Consider the following 20396-nt stretch of genomic DNA (forward strand, 5'->3'; position numbering starts at 1 on the left):
TTGTCATTTCGAAATGAGCTTTTTTAAGCGATTTAGAAATCTCATTTTTCAATAACTTAAGATCCCTCCTCATACTTCGTTCGGAATGACACTGTTTATTTTGCTATCTCCTTTTTAGCCATTTCTAAATCTTCTGGCGTATTTATATTTCTAATAAAAGCATCGTCAACTTCTACAATCTCAACATCAGAATTAATTAACATTTTTCGAGGGCAAGAATACCCTTGCGCTAAATATTGCAACAAAATAGGATACGCTTTTGGTTCGTAAATTGTAATTAATGGTTCAGGGAAATTTTTATCTTTTCCTTTAATTGCAGTTGCAGCTTTACTGGTGTTTCTTTTTTCTAATAATTGTCTAATCAGATTTTTATCTACAAATGGTAAATCTGTAGCTAAAACAATCCAAGCCGAATTTGGGTCTTTTTGAAAGGCTGAACAAATTCCACCAAAAGGACCTAAGTTTAAAAATGTATCGTGAATTTCATTTTGGTTTTCAGAGATACTTTCAACAGAATAAAAGGTTTCTATATTGTTACTTTCTAACAATTCTTTAGCAAATTCCTTTTGTGGTTTTCCGTAATACTCTAAAGTCGATTTATCAGCTCCCATTCTGGTACTTTTTCCGCCAACTAAAACCAAACCTTTTATTGGAGCAATTTTCTCTTGAATTAGATTATTTATATGATTTGCAATTTTATCGACCTCATCAATTGTGTAACAAATCAAGTTTTTTATGTGTGGATATTTTTCAACAAGAAAATCAAAAAACTCAGTTTCCTTTTTCAACTTCACCACAAACTGAATGCTATCTAGCTGTTCCAATCTTTTTAAAACTGAAGCTTCTTTTGCTTCATCTAAAATTAGAATTTGTTTTGCTCCTTGATAATGATTCCCGTTAATGAACACATAATCGAATTCCGCAAAATCTAAGCGTTGCTGGAATTTATTTATGTTTCCAGAAGTTGTTATTTGTAAATTTCCTTGATGATGAAAAACATATTCAGACAACGTATTTTTTTCGACATCTTTTGCGTGCGAAGCATCAAAATAAGCTAATTTATATTTCGCTAATTTTTGCGAAACTTCAGAAACTAAATCAGAAATAACACCACAATTTGCACCCAAAATAGCGATTTCATTTGGTGCAAAATTATAATTATTTCGTCTTTCTAAATTTGTATGTTTTTTGTGTTTAGCCATTTTTTATATCAGATTTTCCTCCTGTTTTCTCAAGTAACTTCACTTCTTTAATCACCATTTCTTGGCTGATGCTTTTACACATGTCATAAATAGTTAAACATGTAATATTTACACCTGTTAAAGCTTCCATTTCTACTCCGGTTTTACCTTCAATAGTAACTTTACAAAGCACTTCTATAGTTTCTGTATCGACAATATTAATATCAACATCTACTCCATTAATTAATAAAGGATGACACATTGGTATTAGCTCTGAAGTCTTTTTTACTGCTTGAATTCCAGCAATAATTGCAGTTTGAAAAACAGGTCCTTTTTTAGTAATTAATTCATCATTTGTAAAATGAGAAATTATTTCTGTTCCTAAAAACATGGTTGCTTTTGCAATTGCTGTTCTTTTGGTAATTTTCTTATCAGAAACATTTACCATTTTAGGACTTCCTTTTTTATTGATATGACTAAATTCCATTATTTATTTTTTTATAAACGAAAATTGAATAATTAATCTTTAAAAACCCATAAAAGCCGACTAAAGCTAATAAAAGTAATCTTAAAACTTCTTCTAAGTCAATAGGATTTATTGGATATACAAAAAGAACAAAAAGAGAAAATCCTAGGAATAAAAAGCCTACTGTTAAATTAGTTACAACTGATAAAATGTCAAATTTAAATCTCTTTAAATCATTCATTTCTTTTGTTTTACGATGGAAATATAAAACTGATAAAAACAAATAAATCCATAAAATATTAAATATCAATTGAAAAGAATCAAAGAGAGTTTTTCCTGTAACATATTCTCTAATACTTAATCCAAATCCAACAATAAAAAACAATAATATTAAATATGATAATATTCTATATAATTTCAAAAGTGCTTTCATTTTTTGTCTTTTATCTATATCTTATTATTGGGTAATTTTCACCGATTTTAAACTCCGTTTTATCATGTGGCAACTGAATAAAAGCATCTGCGTTTACTAAACTTGCCAAATCTCCAGAGCCGTTTCCAGTAATTGGTGTTGCAATTGTATGTCCAAATCTATAACTTAATTTTACTTGTAAAAAATAGGTTAAACTCGGTTTAAAAGTTACATCTGCATTTAAAATAGCTGTTTCTTCTTCTATTTTAATTCCAACTGATTTATAATACCAAGGATAAAAATATGCTAAACAATTTACAAAAGTCGAAATAGGATTTCCAGGAAATCCAAATACGTTACTATTATTTGTTTTTCCGTAGAAAAATGGTTTTCCAGGTCTTTGTGCTACTTTATGAAATAGTTTTTCAACGCCTAATTCGTTAAAAACCTCTGGTAAAAAATCGAACTTCCCTTTGCTTACTGCGCCACTAAAAAGCAGAACATCAAACTCTTCTAAACAGATTTTAATTTTATTTTTTAAAATCTGTTTATTGTCAGTTATGTGTATTGTTTCAGATGGAATATGTAATCGTTCTAACAAAGAAACCAAGGTAAAAACATTGCTTCTTCTTATTTGATGTTCAAGTGGTATTTCATCGACTCCAACCAATTCATCTCCAGTAGAAACAATTAATACTTTAGGTTCCTTTGCTACTTTAACAAATGATTTTCCAACGGTTGCAAAAACGCCAATTTCAGCAGCAGAAATCAATTTGTTTTCCGCAATTAAAACGTCATTTTTGGTTTTATCTTTTCCTTTTACGTGAATATTTTGTTTGTCTTTTATTTCATTGACAGTTATGGTTGCAATTCCGTTTTCTATCGTTACATCTTCATATCTGATTACAGTATCGCAATTGTTTGGTAAAACTGCTCCAGTCATTACTTCAATACAATTTTCTGAATTTTGCATTGTTAATTGTTCACTTCCTGCAGCTTGGATTCCTTCAACTTTAAAACTTCGTTGTCCGTTTTTGAAATAAGTATAATTAATTGCAATTCCGTCCATAGAAACTCTATTAAATGGCGGAAAATCTCTATCTGCAACAATTTCTTCTTTTAAAATTCTACCAACAGATTTTATAAACGGAATTTCTTCAACACCAAAGTCTTGGGTTGAGTTTAAAATTATATTTTTCGCTTCTTTTACTGAAATCATATTTTACCCTCCAATTGTACTCATGCTTTCGGAAACATTTCCTTTTGTTCGGTTTGCTTCTGCTATAAAACCATTTTCTGGCTTTTCTTTTATCAAACTTAAAAAAAGCTCTTTTAAATCGTCATTTGAAGCACCATTTCTAATAAAATCTCGTAAATTAAAAACGCCATCATCAAACAAACAATTTTTAAAAGTTCCTGTTGAAGTGATTCTAATTCGGTTACAATCGTTACAAATTGTTCTTGTAAATGCAGGAATTATTCCAACAGAACCTACGTAATTTTCAATTGAAAAATTACGTGAAGTTGATGATTTTTCAGACTGAATTTCTTCAACCGAAAACTCCTTTTTTATTTCGTTTAAAATCTTTTTAAATGTCCAATTTTCTTGCATTTCTCGCTGCCCTTTTCCATTAAAAGGCATTTCTTCAATAAAACGAACAGCAATATTTTTATCTTTTGTTAATCGAACAAAATCGTTGATTTCATCAGTGTTAATTCCTGATTGTACAACAACATTCAGTTTTAAATTCATGTTGCTTTTTTCTAAAGCTTCCATGGTTTTATAAACCTCATCAAACACGTTTCTACGTGTAATTTCGTTGAACCTATCGGCTTTTAAACTATCAATACTCAAATTGATATTCTTTACTTTTTTTAACTTTTCTAAGGTTTCAATATGATTGTAAATCAACGCGCCATTTGTGGTAATATTTATGTCTTCTAATAAATCATTAAAAGACAACATTTCTAAAAAACCAACAAAATCTTTACGCACAAAAGGTTCTCCGCCAGTTAAACGAATTTTATTTACACCCAATTCTGTTAAAACACGAATTAAACGATACATTTCCTTAAAAGTTAACAGCTCTTTTCTTGGCACAATATCAATTCCGTGCGCTGGCATACAATATTGGCAACGCAAATTACAGCGATCTGTAACCGCCAACCTAACGTAGTTTATTTGACGCCCAAAATTGTCTATTAATTTACTCATATCGTAAAGGTAGTAATTCTACATTTTTCAGCATATAGAATTAATAAAAATTGTATTTTCGTTTAATGCCAACTCCGTTAGAACTTCAACTAAAAACGCTACCAAATTCGCCTGGTGTTTATCAATATTTTGATAAAGACGATGGAATTTTATACGTTGGTAAAGCTAAAAACTTAAAAAAACGCGTTACTTCTTATTTCACCAAGAATCATGAAAATGGTAAAACACGTGTTTTAGTAAAGAAAATTGTCAGCATAAAACATATTGTTGTTAATACTGAAACTGACGCTTTATTGCTAGAAAACAGCTTGATTAAAAAGCACAAACCGCGTTACAATATTCTTTTAAAGGATGATAAAACCTATCCGTGGATTTGCATTAAAAAAGAACGCTTTCCAAGAATTTTCCTAACAAGAAATGTAATAAAAGATGGTTCTGAATATTTTGGGCCTTATACTTCAGTAAGAACCGTTAGAGCTTTGTTAGATTTGATAAAAGAGATTTATCCATTAAGAACTTGTGCTTTCGATTTACATCCTGAAAAAATTAGTACAGGTAAATATAAAGTTTGTTTAGAATACCATTTAGGAAACTGTAAAGGTGCTTGCGAAGGCTTGCAAACTGAAGGAAATTATCTGCAAGAAATAACAGCAATTAGAAGTATTATTAAAGGGAATTTTAAAGAAACTCTGGCGAAATTTAAGCAAATGATGTTTGATTTTGCTGAGAAAATGGAATTTGAAGAGGCTCAAAAAATTAAAGAAAAACTAGATTTATTGGCTAATTACCAAGCAAAATCTACAGTTGTAAACCCAACTATAAATAATGTAGATGTTTTTTCTGTTATTTCTGATGAAACGCACGGTTATGTTAACTTTTTTAAGATTGCAAACGGTTCTATAATTCAGTCTTATACTACGGAAATTAAGAAAAAATTAGACGAATCGGACAAAGAGTTATTAGAGCTTTTTATTATTGAAACGCGCCAACGATTCAATTCTCAGTCTAAAGAAATTTATGTTCCTTTTAAAGTTGATGTTGGCGAAAACACAAAAGTAACCGTTCCAAAATTAGGTGATAAGAGACGTATTGTTGAGTTATCGGAAAGAAACGCAAAGTATTATCGCATGGAACAGTTTAAGCAGATAAAAATTGTAGATCCTGATCGTCATGTAAAAAGAATTATGGCGCAAATGAAAAAGGATTTACGTCTTTCTATTGAGCCAAGACATATTGAATGTTTTGATAATTCAAACATTCAAGGAACTAATCCTACTTCTGCTTGCGTAGTCTTTAAGAACGGAAAACCAAGTAAGAAAGATTACAGACATTACAACATAAAAACGGTTGAAGGTCCAGATGATTTTGCTTCCATGGAAGAAGTAGTTTACAGACGTTATAAGCGTTTACTTGCAGAAGACGAACCATTGCCGCAGTTAATAATTATTGACGGTGGAAAAGGACAACTTTCTTCAGCTTTAAAGAGTTTAGATGTTTTAGGTTTACGAGGAAAAATTGCCATTATTGGAATTGCAAAAAGATTGGAAGAAATTTATTATCCTGGAGATTCAGTTCCGTTGTATTTAGATAAAAAATCAGAATCGCTTAAAATTATACAGTATTTACGTAATGAAGCACATCGATTTAGTTTAACATTACATAGAAATAAAAGGAGTAAAAGTGCTATTCAATCTGAATTAGAACAAATTCCTAATGTTGGTAAACAAACTATTACAACTTTATTACGTAAATTTAAATCGGCAAAACGTGTTAAGACTGCAACTTTAGATGAACTTTCTTCAGAAATTGGTAACGCAAGAGCCATAAAAGTGTACGAATACTTTAATCCTAAAAAGTAAATGAAACATTATTTTTTAATCATATTAATTATAATTCCATCACTTCTCTTTTCACAAGAAAGCCAACCCAAAGTTGGTTTAGTTTTAAGTGGCGGTGGCGCAAAAGGATTTGCACATATTGGCGTTTTACAAGAATTAGAAAAAGCTGGAGTTCAAATAGATTATATTGGAGGTACAAGCATGGGTTCTATAATTGGCGGATTATATGCAAGCGGTTATTCTGCCGAACAGATACTTAAAATTGTAGGTAAAACATCTTTTATGCCTTTACTTCGTGATGAAATTCCACGAAGAGAAAAACCTTATTTCGAAAAAGCACATAGCGAAAAACATGCAATTGCTTTACCCATAAGAAATAATACAATTGGTCTTCCATTAGGCCTATCAAAAGGGCAAAATGTACTTAATTTTTTAACTGAATTGTTAGCGCCTGTTGATGGAATTACTGATTTTAAAAAACTTCCCATTCCATTTTTTTGTATTGGAACCGATTTAGAAACTGGTGACGAAGTACTCATGGAAAAAGGTTCTCTACCTTTAGCGTTAAGAGCTAGCGCATCATTTCCTTCTTTATTAAATCCTGTTGAAGTTGATGGTAAACTAATTATTGACGGCGGAGTTGTAAATAACTTTCCAGTAGATATTATGCAAAAAAAAGGCGTAGATATTATTATTGGCGTAAACGTTCAAGGTAATTTATACAATAGAGACGAGTTATCTTCGGTTGCATCAATATTAGGGCAAATAATTAATTTTCAGATGTATAAAAAAGCAGATGATCAAATTAAATTAGTAAATATTTATTTGCGCCCAGACATTGTTGAGTACAATGTTATATCTTTTGAAAATACAGAAGCTATTATTAATGAAGGAATAAAAGTAGCCAAGCCATATAAAGTTGTTTTTGACAGTATTGCAAAACTTCAAATCAAAAAAAGAACAAAAGCAAAAATCAACATAAATAAAGATCCTTTTTTATTAGATAGAATTATAATTGAAGGAAATAAAAACTACTCTAAAAACTATATACTTGGTAAATTACTGATTAAAGAAGGAGACAGTATCTCTTACAAACAATTATCAAAAAAGATAAATACTCTTGCAGCTACCAAAAATTTTGAACGTATCGATTATCATTTCGAAAAATCCTTTAGTGGAAAAAAACTGGTACTTAAAGTAAAAGAAGATAAAACCAAATCTTTTTTAAAATTAGGTGTGCATTACGATTTACTTTATAGATCTGGAGTTTTATTAAATTATAATCATAAAAAATTATTGTTTAAAAATGATGAATTATCAGTTGATGTTGTTGTTGGAGATAGAATTCGCTATAATCTAGAATACTTTGTAGATAATGGATTGCCGTTGAGTTATGGATTTTCATCAAGATATAATACATTTAAATCCAATGTCTTATTTAACACAAATAATATTAATAAAATAGATATTAGGTATAGAGATTTTACAAATGCTTTTTACCTACAAACAACATTAGATAAAAAATTTGCATTTGGTTTTGGAGTAGAGCACAAAAATATTGAAGTGTCTTCAGAGACTTTCTTAACCAATAACCAAGAAACTTTTTTTGATGACAGCAACTACATAAATACATTTGGATTTTTAAGGCTAGATACTTTTAATAAAGATCAATTCCCTACGAGAGGCTTCTATGCCAACTTTGGTTTTAAATGGTATATGTGGTCCGATAGAAATGAAACGCTACATAATTTAGACGCATCTGCAAACGATTTTAATCAATTTTCTCAGATAGATGGAACCGTTAGTTTTGCAACTACTTTTTGGGACAAACTAACCTTACAATACACATCTGAAGCCGGTTTTACACTAGGTGAAGAAGATTCTGAGGTTTTTGACTATAGACTTGGCGGTTATAATAAAAACTTTATTAATACATTTTATCCAATGTATGGTTATGATATAAGTGAATTAACAAACCAAAGTTTTTTACGTTCAGAGCTTGAACTTCGATATCGTTTGTTTGATAAACACTATGTTACAGGGTTAGCAAACTTTGCACGTGTAGAAAAAAATGTTTTTCTAGATGGAGAATTATTTAAAGATATTAAATCTGGTTATGCAGTTGGTTATGGCTTAGAAACAATAGTTGGTCCTGTAGAATTAAAATACAGTTGGTCTCCAGATCATAGCGAACATTATTGGCTATTTAATCTTGGATTTTGGTTTTAAAACAAAAAAGTCCCGCAACTTTACGTTGCGGGACTTTTTATATGATAAATGTTTGCCTCTTATTTACGTTTAATTTTAAACTTGTAATGTAAATAAGTATAAGCATCACGAGGTATAATAGTAATCCACTTTTTGTGTTGTAAAAACCATCTAAATCTAATAGAATTAATTCCTTTAGTTAAATAAGCTGCAATAAAAGGGTGTACATTTAATGCAACCTTTTTATTTTTAGGATTAGAAAGTACTTTTTCTAATTCTGATTCAATCTTATCCAATAAAACAATTGGGGCTTCTACTTGGCCATTTTTATTTGGATTGGCTTCGGTAGTTTTAATGCTCAACTCTGGTCTTACTCGTTGACGCGTTATTTGTACCAAACCAAATTTTGTTGGCGGTAATATTTTATGCTTTGTTCTGTCAAAAGACATTTGTTCTTTTAAATGCTGAAATAATTTGTTTCTATTTTCAGCCTTATGCATATCAATAAAATCAACAACTATAATTCCACCCATATCACGCAATTGTAATTGTCGTGCAACTTCTGTGGCAGAAATCATGTTAACTTCTAATGCTGTGTCTTCTTGAGAACCTGCTTTGTTAGAACGGTTTCCGCTATTAACATCAATAACGTGTAGTGCTTCGGTATGCTCTATTACTAAATAGGCACCTTTGCTCATAGAAACTGTTTTTCCAAACGATGTTTTAATTTGACGTTCTATCCCATATTTCTCAAATATCGGAGTCTCAGAACGATGTAGTTTTACAATGTTTTCCTTTTCTGGATAAATTTCTTGTAAATACTCTTTAATTTCTTGTTTCAAATCTTTATCGTTGGTTACAATATTTGTAAAAGATTCATTCATTACATCTCTTAAGATAGAAGATGCTCTGTTAAGTTCACTCAATATTTTTGTTGGTGTGTTTGTGTTTGCAATACGCTTACACATAGTTTTCCAACGTTCTAATGAGTTTTGTAAATCTTTGTCAAGTTCTGCTACTTTTTTTCCTTCTGCAACAGTTCTTAAAATAACACCAAACCCTTTAGGTCTAATGCTTTTTGCTAATCTTTTTAAACGTTCTTTTTCTTTTGGATCTTCTATCTTTTGAGATACAGATACTCGGTTAGAAAAAGGAACTAAAACTAAAAATCTACCAGCTATAGAAAGCTCTGAGCTTAATCTTGGGCCTTTTGTAGAAATAGGTTCTTTTACAATTTGTACTAATAAGTTTTGACCAGATTTTAGTACGTCGTTAATGCTACCGTCTTTGTTAATGTCTTTCTGAAATTGAAAGTTCTTTAAAGTGAATTCTTTATACTTACCTGTGCTTACTTTCTTAATAAAACTATTTAAAGATTGTACTTGTGGCCCTAAATCATGGTAATGTAAAAAACCATCTTTTGGGTAACCAACATTTACAAAACTGGCGTTTAAACCCGATAACACTTTTCCTATTTTGGCAAGAAAAATATCGCCAACAGAGAATTTATTATCACTTGTTTCTTTATTTAATTCAATAAGTTTTCCATCTTTTAATAAGGCAAAATCAATATCAGATGCATTTGAACGAATTATTAATTCAGTTTTCATAATCTGAAAAATTTTAACACTACACTTAATTGTGTAGATGGTTTTATTGTAAGGTATGTATATACCGTGCGAGATTGATTTATGACAATCTCAATGTCAATGAACTTGTTTTGTGTCTCGTAATTAAACGAAAAAGTAAGCTAAAGCTTACTTTTTCTTCTTGTGTCTATTTGCACGAGCTCTTTTCTTACGTTTGTGTGTAGAGATCTTTGCTCTCTTTCTTTTTTTACCGCTTGGCATAATGTTTAATGTTTTAAAACCCTTTTAAAGGTCGGTTGTTATTATTTAACTAATACTTTGCTTTTTACTCCTTCTGTAAATGTTTTAGCAGGCTTAAAAGCTGGAATATTGTGTGCTGGAATCTTTATAGTTGTATTCTTCGAAATGTTTCTTCCTGTTTTTTCTGCTCTTGTTTTGATGATAAAACTACCAAAACCTCTTAAATAAACATTGTCTCCATTTTCTAAAGCACCCTTAACTTCAGTCATAAAAGCTTCAACAGTTGCTAATACATCTGCCTTTTCAATTCCTGATTTATCTGAAATTTTAGATACGATATCTGCTTTCGTCATAATATTATATTTTTGTATTTGTTTTCTTAAAATGCGGGTGCAAATATATGATAATTAATCTATTCCGAAAATGTTTAACATTAAAAAAAACTTAATTTTAAAACGTAATATTGCAACTTTAATTTTTAATCATGGCTTTTTCTAACACTTTAATTTTCTGGTACTTACAAAATAACAGGGAATTGCCTTGGCGAAAAACCCAAAACCCATACTTTGTTTGGCTTAGCGAAATTATGCTGCAACAAACAAGAGTTGCTCAAGGTTTACCTTATTTTTTAAAGTTTACAGAAGCATTTCCCACCGTTTTTGACCTCGCTAAAGCTGATGAAAATACGGTATTAAAATTATGGCAAGGTTTAGGATATTATTCAAGAGCACGTAATTTACATTTTACAGCAAAATATATTGCAAATGAATTAAATGGAGAATTTCCAGATAACTATAAAGACCTATTACAATTAAAAGGAATTGGAGATTACACAGCGTCTGCAATAGCTTCTATATGTTTTAACCAACCAAACGCTGTTGTAGACGGAAACGTTTATAGAGTACTTTCTAGATACTTCGGAATTAAAACACCTATTAATTCTTCCGCAGGAATAAAAGAGTTTAAAGCGTTAGCCCAAACTTTAATCGACACAAAACAGCCAGGAACTTACAACCAAGCAATTATGGATTTTGGTGCACTACATTGCAAACCTCAAAACCCGTTGTGTGAAAGCTGCCCGTTAGCAAATAGTTGTGTTGCGCTTGAGAAGAAACTAACAAAAGAACTTCCAATAAAGGAAAAGAAGATTAAAATAAAACATCGATACTTTAATTTCTTAGTTACTATAACTGATAAAAATGAAACAATAATAGAAGAAAGAAAAGGCAAAGGTATTTGGCAAAATCTGTATCAATTTCCGCTGCTTGAAACTTCAAATAATATTGATGAAAAAGAAGTGGTTTCATCCGAAGAATTTGAAAACTTATTTCCTTTCGAAAGCACTATTTCCCTCTTTAACACAAAGGAAATTGTTCATAAACTATCACATCAACATTTACACACTCGCTTTTGGATTGTTAAAACTTCTGAGGTTAAAACTAAAACCCTCACTTGGAACCAAGTAAAAAAACAACCTGTTCCTGTGTTAATTTCAAAGTTTTTAGACAGCTATTTATCAACTGAATAACGAAAATTACTTATCTTTGATATACGCTAAAAATTTTAAGCTATGGCAGGGACAATAAACAAAGTAATATTGATTGGTAATTTAGGAGATGAAGTAAAAATGCATTATTTTGATGAACAAAATTGTGTTGGCCGTTTTCCAATAGCTACTTCAGAAAGTTATACCAACAAACAAACAGGAGAAAAAGTTACTACAACCGATTGGCATAATATTGTTGTTAGAAATGGTTTGGCTAAAGTTTGCGAAAAATATTTAACAAAAGGAGATAAGGTTTATGTGGAAGGAAAACTAAAAAACCGTCAATGGGAACAAGATGGCATAAAACGTTATTCAACCGAAGTTCAGGTTACAGAAATGACCATGTTATCACCTAAAAAAGAAAACAGAAACACAAATATTCCGCCAGTAACAAATCAACCAGTGGCTAAAAAACCAACAGAAAAAACGGTTACTCCAGAAGAAAACGACGATTTACCATTTTAATTAAACTAAAAATCACATAATTGGACCCAGATTCCGGACTTTTATTTATAGCTTTTTCCGCCATTAACACAATGGTAAGCATTAACATTGTAATAGTAATTATATTATTAATTTGCTCTGCATTAATTTCTGGAACAGAAGTTGCCTTTTTTTCACTTTCTCAACAACAACTTAACAAACTATCTGACCAAACCAAAGGGGAAAACAGTGTTGTAAAACTCTTAGAACATCCTAAAAAACTACTAGGAACTATTTTAATAACGAACAATTTTATCAATATTTTAATTGTTTTATTATTTGCTTCTTTAGGCGAAGTGTTTTTCAGTAATTTAACTCCAGCTATAAAGTTTTTGATAGAAGTTGTGTTGGTTACCTTTCTAATTTTATTATTCGGAGAAGTTTTACCTAAAGTATATGCCACAAGAAAAGCTATGAAGTTTTCTAGTTTTATGGCAAAACCAATTAGTATTTTAAACACTTTATTAACTCCACTAAGTTTACCTTTAATTAGCCTAACAAGTATTGTTGAAAACAGATTAGGAAGCAAAAACAACAACTTATCTGTTGAACGATTATCGCAAGCCTTAGAACTAACATCAGAAGGCGCAACTACTAAAGATGAACAGAAAATATTGCAAGGAATTGTAAGCTTCGGAAATACTGAAACGGTTCAAATAATGAAACCAAGAACCGATGTTTTTGCAATTTCAGATGAAGAACCTTATGAAGCTGTTTTACAGAAAATTTTAGAAAAAGGCTTTTCTAGAAATCCTGTTTACAATGAAAATATTGATAATATTATTGGTGTTTTATACGCCAAAGACTTATTAGCACATCTAAACAAAAAATCTTTTAAATGGCAACAATTATTACGTGAACCCTTTTTTGTGCCTGAAAACAAAAAACTAGACGATTTATTAGGTGATTTTAGAGAAAAGAAAAATCATTTAGCCATTGTTGTTGATGAATATGGTGGAACAAGCGGAATTGTAACTTTAGAAGACGTAATTGAAGAAATTGTTGGAGACATTAATGATGAGTTTGATGAAGACGACTTAAGCTACTCTAAACTAGATGAAAACAATTATGTTTTTGAAGGAAAAACAACAATTAAAGATTTTTGCAGGGTTTTAGATGACGATGATGAAGAGAAATTTGAAGATGAAAAAGGAGAAAGTGAAACTTTAGCCGGATTTATTTTAGAAGTATCAGGAAAATTTCCAAAGAAAGGCGAGAAAACAAACTTTGCCAATTACACGTTTACCATAGAAGCGTTAGACAGAAGACGCATTAAACAAGTTAAAGTTACCCGAAATGCGTAGTATTATTTTATTAATTTTTAGTGTAGTATTAATTTCTTGCGGAAGCGAAACTTTACCCAAACCTAAGGGTTTTTTAAGTTTGCAATACCCAGAAAATAGTTACAAAAAACTAACATTAAAAAGACCTTATACTTTTGATGTTTCTAAACAAGCAACTGTAAAAGACTTGCCGAAAAACTGGCTAAAAATTACCTATCCAAAATTAAAAGCTTCCATAGATATAACATACAGACCTATAAAAAACAACTTAAGAGAACTTTTGGTTGAATCTGAAAAATTGGTTTTTGAACATGCAATTAAAGCGGATCAAATTTCTGCTCCAAGAGAATATATTAATGATGATAAGAAAGTCTTTGGAAGTATTTATCAAATTGAAGGAAATGCAGCTTCTCAAGTACAGTTTCATGCAACAGATAGCACAAAACACTTTTTAAAAGCATCTTTATTTTTCTACACAAAACCTAATTACGATTCCATTTTACCCGCAATAAATTATATTAAAAAAGATATGATTAAAATGATGGAGAGTTTGGAGTGGAACAATTAATTAATGTAAATATGTAATAATTAATATTATTAACTGAACAAAAAAACTAAAAGAATAAACAAGATAATATAAAAAACTAAACCATAATTTCTTACTTCTTTTGATTCCTCTAATTTCTTTTTAAATCCAAATTTCTCAAATCTTTTAATTTCTGTTTTGTTGAAAGTAAAAGTGTCATTAAAACTTGAATTACTTTTGAAAGGAAGAATGAAAAACCCTAACCATTCCATAGTAGTTAAAGAAATGTTCTTTCTCTTCTCTTTGTTAATTTCTTCTTCTTTCATAATATTTATTTGCTTTCCTACTCTGCAACCACAAGTAAAACTGCAATCCAAACAAGATAGAGCCCGCCAACAAATGTATTGCCTGTGTTCCTATTGGGAATTCTGCGTAGTACATTAAAATACCAGTTATAGTTTCTAAAAAGAGAAGAAAAACAATCCAATTTACAAGTTTGTAACCTAAGTTTTTCATCTGATTAATGTAAAACAAACCAAAGTTTACCAAAACAATTGCTATTGTAAATGAACGATGGAAATAAAACTTAAAATTAGGTTCTAATAAACTATAGTGTTTGTTTTCAAATCCAAATTGTTTTACTTGCTCATCAATAAATTGTCTTACTTGTGTTCCCATTGCAATTTGTATTAACGAGAAAATTACCGAAACAATTACTAATTTACTAAAGAGCGAATTGTATTTATTTTTAGGTGTCTCCTTGATCGCAGTCGAAAGGTTTTTATCGTTGGAAGAAATAAAATACAAATACAATAAAATTGCAACTATAACCAAACCAGCAACCATGTGAATGGTAATTACTGTTGGTTTTAAATTAGTATCTACAACAGTTTTTCCTAACCATGCTTCAAACAAAAACAATATTAAAACACTTATTGAAAGTAAGGTAAATATCTTTTTCTCTTTCCAAAAGAAAACAGAAAAAACTACCATTAGCAACAACGGAATTCCTGCTAAAGCAGAAGACAACCTGTTAATATATTCTGTCCAGGTATGAAATTTATTAAATTTTGCATAATCGTGCTTTGTGTATTTCTCCCAGTTTTTGGTATTGAATTCAGATGAAGTTTGCACATCGTGTTCTGCAACAAAAAGGGTTTCATTTTTAATGATAATCATACCCTTTTTAAACTGAGCATTTGGTTTCCAAGTAATTTGTTCTTCCGCAGTTGGCGGAATATAATAACCAAAACATTTTGGCCAATCTGGACACCCCATTCCAGAACCGGTCATTCTAACAATAGAACCGGCTAAAAAGATTAAATAGACAGCACAAATGGTAATTTTTACAAGTGTTGGGAAGTTTTTTTTCATCAATACTGAATTTATTTCAGACTCTTAAAAGTTTACACAAAGATACAAAAAAGCACAAAAAAAGGCTTCTGAAACCAGAAGCCTTTTTTAATATATTCAAAAGAAATTATGCTTTTTTATCTGCGCAACATTCTTTTTTACAATCTTCAGCACAAGCTTTTTTGTCTCCATCTTTTTTAGCACAACATTCTTTTTTGCAATCTTCATCACAAATTTTAGTTGGTGCTTTTTCAGTAGCTTTATATAAATCTCCTCCTGCAATTCCATCAACAAAAGCAATTAAGTCTGTTTTGCTTGTTTTGTTTGCATCAAATTTAATTTTTGCAATACTATCTGTAAAAACAACCTGAGCATCTATTACTCCATCTTTTTTAGATAATTTAGACTGAATGGTTTTTGCACAACCAATCTCACATGTCATTCCAGAAATATTAATAGCTAATTTTTCAACCTTTGCATCTTTAGCAACAACAGGTATTTCTTTTTTAGCTTCAGTTTTACAAGAAGTTAAAACTAAGCAAGCTACAACTATAGCGAATATAAATTTTTGAATTTTCATTTTAAATAATTATTTGTTTATCAAGCAAATTTATTAATAATTAGATTCAAATCAATAGAATTGTTGGACTTTTGTACTACCTAACAAACTAGTCAAATGAAAAACGAACAAAAAAAGTGGATTTACTTAATAATACTTTCTTTAGTTTGGGGAAGTTCTTTTATTTTAATGAAAAAAGCTTTAATAAGCTTATCACCAATACAAGTAGCTGCTTTACGCACTATAATTGCTGCTGTGTTTGTAATAATTGTTGGGCATAAAAATTTAAAAAAAATAAAAAAAAGACATTGGAAGTATATTGTTTTTAGCGCTTTAGTTGGAACTTTTATTCCTGCTTTTTTGTTTGCCTTTGCAATTAAAGGAATTGATAGTTCAATTGCATCAATATTAAATTCCTTGACTCCTTTTAACACATTTATTATTGGAGCTTTGGTCTTTGGATTTGCATTCAAAAAAAATCAATTAATAGGAATTTTAGTTGGTTTGATTGGTACAGTTATTCTAATTTTAAAAGGAGCAGACTTAAATCCAGATCAAAATTATTGGTATGCTTTATTGCCAATAGCTGCATCTATTGGTTACGCGTTTAATGTAAATATTGTGAAAAAACATTTATATGATTTAAATGCACTAACTATAACAACTGGACACTTTATATTAGTAATAGTTCCTGCATTAGTAGTATTAAGTTTTACAGGTTTTTTTACTGAATTTGAATTGAATTCTGAAACAAAACCAGCATTGTTCTATATTATTATTTTAGCATTCTTTGGAACAGCAATTGCTAAAGTAATGTTTAATGAAATGGTGCATATTTCTACTCCTATTTTCGCTTCATCTGTAACTTATTTAATTCCAATTATAGCTGTTATTTGGGGAATTATAGATGGTGAAAAATTAAGCCTAATTCAATTAATTGCTGGTGTAATTATCTTATTTGGTGTTTGGTTGGTAAATCGGAAAAAGTAGGCAGTATTCAAAAAAAAAGAGCCAAGAACTAAATCTTGACTCTTTTATCTTTATACTAATTTCTTAAGAGATTATTTAAAATCTGCATCAGAAACACCTTCATTAACTTTTACTTCTTTAAGATCAAAAGATAAGTCCATTGGCCCCATTTTTTGTCCCATTTTGTGTGGAAACTTAATTCCATTTACTTCTTTATAATCAGAGAAAGTTGTTGGTAGTTTCATTTCACCTTGTGGTCCTTTTACCGTTCTTACTTCTTGTGCTTTTAAACCTGTTTTAACATTATAGAAAATCTCCATTTTATTATGCTTAATAACATAGAAGTTTTCACCATCAATAGGCTCAATTCTATCTAGTTTTCCTTTCTTGTATTCTGCATCTGCAAAAGGAGCACTTGTAGTTTTAGCAGCCTCTAATTCTTCGTCTGCATAATCCTTTCTTCTTCCTTGCGCTTCTTGATATCCTTTAGTTCCATCAAAAACTTGCTTACTTAATGTTTGTCCCATACCTGTCATAACAACAGCCATTTTATTTGGTGCAGCTTGTTTTTGTGTCATTGTTAAATCAATTCCTTGCACTTTTCCAGTAGAAATCATCATTACAGAATTTATTGCTGCAACTTTATCTTTACCTCCAATAGCATCAAAATATGTATCTACAACTGTTGCTGCTGTTACTCCTGCAGGAATTGGCAATGTCATTTCTGGTTTTACAGTTGGGTTTCCTTCTTTATCAAAATAATTGATCTTATAATCTCCTTTTTCAAGGTTTTTAAGAACATCAATTCCTTTTCCTGTAATTACAATTCTTGCTTTATCTCCTCTAAAATACTTAATTGCTGCATTCTGAACATCGTCTAAAGTAACCGCATTAATATTAGCTAAGTAATTCTCGTAGTAATTTGTAGGTAAATTGTTTTGTAAAATATTTAAAGCATAATTAGCTACTGTACTTGGTCTTTCTACAGCCTTTACAAAATTTCCTAAATACTTAGCTTTTGCAATATCTAACTCTTTTTGTGTTGCTTTTTGATAACGAATTTTGTTAATTTCCTTCATTGTCTCAACAACAGCACTGTCTGTTACCATATTTCTAACAGATGCAGACATTTTAAATCTAGAAGCGTATCTACTTGCTCCAACTCCTGAGTAAGCTCCATAAGTATATGCCTTATCTTCACGTAGGTTTTTATATAATCTACCTGTTCCGCCTCCACCAAGAATTTGGTTTGCTAATAACGCTGCATAATAGTCTTTATCATTCATTTTTAAATCAACAGCATTAATAATTGCTAATTCCGACTGAACTGCGTTTGGCATGTTAATAAAATTGATTTCAGTAGTTTCTGGGTTTGTAACTTTCGGTAAAGCCTGCGGAATCATTACTCCTTTTTCCCATCCGCTAAACAACTTAGTAACTTGACTTTTAACTGCGTTAAAATCTACATCTCCTATAATAACTAAATAGGCATTATTAGGTTTAAATGTTTTTGCATACAAGTCTTTTACATCCTGTAACTCAATATTCTTTACCGTTTTTTCGGTAGTCATTTCACCAAAAGGGTGATTTTTACCATACGTAAGAGCTCTATCAACCTGACTCGCTATAGCAGCTACACTTTTTTCATTTGATTTAATACCATCTAAAGTTTGCTTCATTTGTTTATCAAACTCTTCTTGAGAAAAAACAGGATTAAAAGCAGCATCTGCCATTAATTCTAAAACTCTAGGAAAATATTTAGATAGAGAACTTGCAAAAGCTCCTTCAGATTGAAAAGAAATTCTAGCTCCTAAATAATCTACTTCTTGGTCAAATTTTTCTTTTGAGATTGTTGTTGTTCCGGTACCTAACATACCACCAACAAATCCTTCAACTCCAGATTTAGCTCCATAAGCCATAGGTGGATTATCTATATCTAAATTAACTGAAACTCTAGGTAATTTATGATTTTCTACAACTAAAACTTGTAAACCGTTTTTTAGAGTGAATTTTTGTGGCGTTCCTAAATTAATTTTTGGAGCTGGTCCAGATTTTGGCATCTTAGTTCTATCAACTTGAGCAGAAATACTCATTGATAAGAATAAAAATGTAATTATTGAAAATATTTTAGTTTTCATTGTTCTTATTTTTATGTGATTATTTCTTTTTTGATGCTGGTAAATAGTCTATTACAACACGTCTGTTTTTGTCTAAATATTTTTTAGCAACTTCTCTTATTTCTTCTTTTGTAATAGAATTAATAATTTCTAATTCTGTATTAATTTTCTTAGTATCTCCCATTAACATATAGTTACTAACTAGAGAAGAAGCAATACCTTGTACACTCGAATTAGAAGAAACAAAACTATTTTCGAATTTATTTCTTACTTTTTGTAAATCTTCATCAGAAATTAATTCTGTCTGTAGTTTTACAATTTCTTCGTCCATTTCTTTAATTAAATCATCTAAAGATGTTTCTCCTAAAGGAATTGCTCCAATTGTATAAACACCATAATCTACCATTGATCTACCAAAAGAGAAAACTGCTAAAGCTTTCTTTTTCTTTTCAACTAATTTTTTCTGAAGTCTAGAACTTTTACCATCACTTAAAATTGTAGAGATTACATCTAAAATTTTTGCCTCTCTATCTCTCATAGAAGGTGCTTTGTGTAATAAAACAATAGCTGGTAATTGAATATTAGAATCGTATTCCGTTACTCTTTTTTGTTGTGTTCTTTCTGGCTCAATATTTTCTATTCTATTTGGTAAAGTTCCAGAAGGTATTGTTCCAAAATAATCTTCAATTAAAGATTTAGTTTCGGCTTTCTGAAAATCTCCAGCAACAACTAAAACAGCATTATTAGGCATATACCACTTTTTATAAAAAGCTTTAAACTCATCTAACTTTGCATTGTCTAAATCTTTAATAAAACCAATTAATGGTCTACCGTAATTGTGTTTATCAAAAAGATGTTTATAAACCATACCGTATTGGATTTTACCATAAGGAGCATTATCCATACGTTGTCTTTTCTCTTCTTTAACAACCTCATTTTGAGTATCAACCGCTTGTTGATCAACAATTGGATGCAATAATCTTTCAGATTCCATCCATAAACCTAGTTTTAACTCGTTAGAAGGAAAAGTTCCATAGTAATAAGTTCTATCGAAGTTAGTATTGGCGTTTCCACTTCCTCCTCTTGCAGCTTGAATTTCACTCCATTTACCACGTTCAATATTTTTTGTTCCTGTAAAAAGTAGGTGCTCATAAAAATGTGCCATACCTGTTTTACCTTCTTCCTCGTCAACAGATCCTACATCATACATTACACCAACGGTAACTACTGGCGCAGAATTATCTTGGTGTAAAATAACGTGCATCCCGTTACTTAAATCGTACTCTTCAAATTCAACTTTTTGTGCATTTCCTGAGAATGCAAGCAAAAACACTGAAGCAAGAGATAAAATACTTTTTTTCATTGATCTTATTATTTAATTAGTGATTTAGTTTAAAGTTTGACGCTCATT

19 protein-coding genes are annotated in these 20396 nt (G+C 30.2%); 7 read left to right on the plus strand and 12 right to left on the minus strand.

The features are described 5' to 3' along the window. Positions 1 to 95: 95 nt before the first annotated feature. Genes L1S33_RS01790 through moaA form a run of 5 tightly spaced genes read right to left on the minus strand, consistent with a single transcriptional unit; the run spans position 96 to position 4274 of the window. A complete protein-coding gene (locus L1S33_RS01790) occupies positions 96 to 1202 on the minus strand; it encodes an NTP transferase domain-containing protein (RefSeq protein ID WP_240560953.1) in 1107 nt (368 codons plus the stop codon). Further along, complete coding sequence (gene moaC, locus L1S33_RS01795) at positions 1195 to 1671, minus strand: cyclic pyranopterin monophosphate synthase MoaC (protein ID WP_240561630.1); 477 nt, start codon at positions 1669 to 1671, stop codon at positions 1195 to 1197. The genes L1S33_RS01790 and moaC overlap by 8 nt, the downstream gene beginning before the upstream one ends. Beyond that, positions 1658 to 2080, minus strand: a complete 423-nt coding sequence (locus L1S33_RS01800) for a hypothetical protein (protein WP_240560954.1) — start codon at positions 2078 to 2080, stop codon at positions 1658 to 1660. The genes moaC and L1S33_RS01800 overlap by 14 nt, the downstream gene beginning before the upstream one ends. Before the next feature lie 10 nt (positions 2081 to 2090). Continuing rightward, positions 2091 to 3278, minus strand: a complete 1188-nt coding sequence (locus L1S33_RS01805) for a molybdopterin molybdotransferase MoeA (RefSeq protein ID WP_240560955.1) — start codon at positions 3276 to 3278, stop codon at positions 2091 to 2093. A gap of 3 nt (positions 3279 to 3281) precedes the next feature. After that, the gene (gene moaA / locus L1S33_RS01810; protein WP_240560956.1) at positions 3282 to 4274 is read right to left on the minus strand and encodes a GTP 3',8-cyclase MoaA; all 993 of its coding nucleotides are present in this window, start codon (positions 4272 to 4274) and stop codon (positions 3282 to 3284) included. A 65-nt stretch (positions 4275 to 4339) separates the two neighbouring features. Here moaA and uvrC point away from each other — a divergent pair, with 65 nt between their 5' ends. Both uvrC and L1S33_RS01820 read left to right on the plus strand, forming a co-directional pair. Continuing rightward, entirely contained in the window at positions 4340 to 6133 is a 1794-nt protein-coding gene (uvrC, locus tag L1S33_RS01815) for an excinuclease ABC subunit UvrC (protein ID WP_240560957.1), read from the plus strand. After that, positions 6134 to 8341 (plus strand): patatin-like phospholipase family protein, encoded by a 2208-nt coding sequence (locus L1S33_RS01820; RefSeq protein WP_240560958.1) that lies wholly within the window; start codon positions 6134 to 6136, stop codon positions 8339 to 8341. Positions 8342 to 8400: 59 nt separating this feature from the next. Here L1S33_RS01820 and L1S33_RS01825 read toward each other — a convergent pair whose 3' ends face one another. Both L1S33_RS01825 and L1S33_RS01830 read right to left on the minus strand, forming a co-directional pair. After that, the gene (locus tag L1S33_RS01825; RefSeq protein WP_240560959.1) at positions 8401 to 9930 is read right to left on the minus strand and encodes an Rne/Rng family ribonuclease; all 1530 of its coding nucleotides are present in this window, start codon (positions 9928 to 9930) and stop codon (positions 8401 to 8403) included. Between the two features lie 281 nt (positions 9931 to 10211). Next, on the minus strand, positions 10212 to 10520 hold the full coding sequence (locus L1S33_RS01830; RefSeq protein WP_303435322.1) for an HU family DNA-binding protein: 309 nt from the start codon (positions 10518 to 10520) through the stop codon (positions 10212 to 10214). A 113-nt stretch (positions 10521 to 10633) separates the two neighbouring features. Between L1S33_RS01830 and mutY the strand changes: the two genes are divergently transcribed. Genes mutY through gldD form a run of 4 tightly spaced genes read left to right on the plus strand, consistent with a single transcriptional unit; the run spans position 10634 to position 14029 of the window. Continuing rightward, complete coding sequence (mutY, locus tag L1S33_RS01835; protein ID WP_240560960.1) at positions 10634 to 11677, plus strand: A/G-specific adenine glycosylase; 1044 nt, start codon at positions 10634 to 10636, stop codon at positions 11675 to 11677. Positions 11678 to 11719: 42 nt separating this feature from the next. Continuing rightward, positions 11720 to 12160 carry a single-stranded DNA-binding protein gene (locus L1S33_RS01840; protein ID WP_240551249.1) on the plus strand — a complete coding sequence of 147 codons (441 nt, stop codon included), beginning with the start codon at positions 11720 to 11722 and terminating at the stop codon, positions 12158 to 12160. Between the two features lie 20 nt (positions 12161 to 12180). Continuing rightward, positions 12181 to 13482: a gliding motility-associated protein GldE gene (gldE, locus tag L1S33_RS01845; RefSeq protein WP_240560961.1), complete on the plus strand. Its 1302-nt coding sequence runs from the start codon at positions 12181 to 12183 to the stop codon at positions 13480 to 13482. Then, entirely contained in the window at positions 13475 to 14029 is a 555-nt protein-coding gene (gene gldD / locus L1S33_RS01850; RefSeq protein WP_240560963.1) for a gliding motility lipoprotein GldD, read from the plus strand. Before gldE ends, gldD begins: the two co-directional genes overlap by 8 nt. 29 nt (positions 14030 to 14058) lie before the next feature. Here the strand turns inward: gldD and L1S33_RS01855 are convergent, their stop codons facing one another. From L1S33_RS01855 to L1S33_RS01865, 3 genes are all read right to left on the minus strand, one after another. Then, positions 14059 to 14313, minus strand: a complete 255-nt coding sequence (locus L1S33_RS01855) for a hypothetical protein (RefSeq protein WP_240560965.1) — start codon at positions 14311 to 14313, stop codon at positions 14059 to 14061. Next, positions 14294 to 15361 carry a COX15/CtaA family protein gene (locus L1S33_RS01860; RefSeq protein ID WP_240560966.1) on the minus strand — a complete coding sequence of 356 codons (1068 nt, stop codon included), beginning with the start codon at positions 15359 to 15361 and terminating at the stop codon, positions 14294 to 14296. The genes L1S33_RS01855 and L1S33_RS01860 overlap by 20 nt, the downstream gene beginning before the upstream one ends. A 106-nt stretch (positions 15362 to 15467) precedes the next feature. Further along, positions 15468 to 15920, minus strand: coding sequence for a cation transporter (locus L1S33_RS01865; RefSeq protein WP_240551244.1), 453 nt, complete (start codon positions 15918 to 15920; stop codon positions 15468 to 15470). Between the two features lie 96 nt (positions 15921 to 16016). Between L1S33_RS01865 and L1S33_RS01870 the strand changes: the two genes are divergently transcribed. Further along, the gene (locus L1S33_RS01870; RefSeq protein WP_240551243.1) at positions 16017 to 16889 is read left to right on the plus strand and encodes a DMT family transporter; all 873 of its coding nucleotides are present in this window, start codon (positions 16017 to 16019) and stop codon (positions 16887 to 16889) included. A gap of 71 nt (positions 16890 to 16960) precedes the next feature. Here L1S33_RS01870 and L1S33_RS01875 read toward each other — a convergent pair whose 3' ends face one another. Continuing rightward, positions 16961 to 19006 (minus strand): M16 family metallopeptidase, encoded by a 2046-nt coding sequence (locus tag L1S33_RS01875; RefSeq protein ID WP_240560967.1) that lies wholly within the window; start codon positions 19004 to 19006, stop codon positions 16961 to 16963. Between the two features lie 19 nt (positions 19007 to 19025). Continuing rightward, positions 19026 to 20348, minus strand: a complete 1323-nt coding sequence (locus L1S33_RS01880; protein WP_240560968.1) for a M16 family metallopeptidase — start codon at positions 20346 to 20348, stop codon at positions 19026 to 19028. Between the last annotated feature and the right edge of the window lie 48 nt (positions 20349 to 20396).

Origin of the sequence: Tenacibaculum aquimarinum (assembly GCF_022478115.1) — a bacterium.
In the GTDB taxonomy this organism is placed as follows: domain Bacteria; phylum Bacteroidota; class Bacteroidia; order Flavobacteriales; family Flavobacteriaceae; genus Polaribacter; species Polaribacter aquimarinum_A.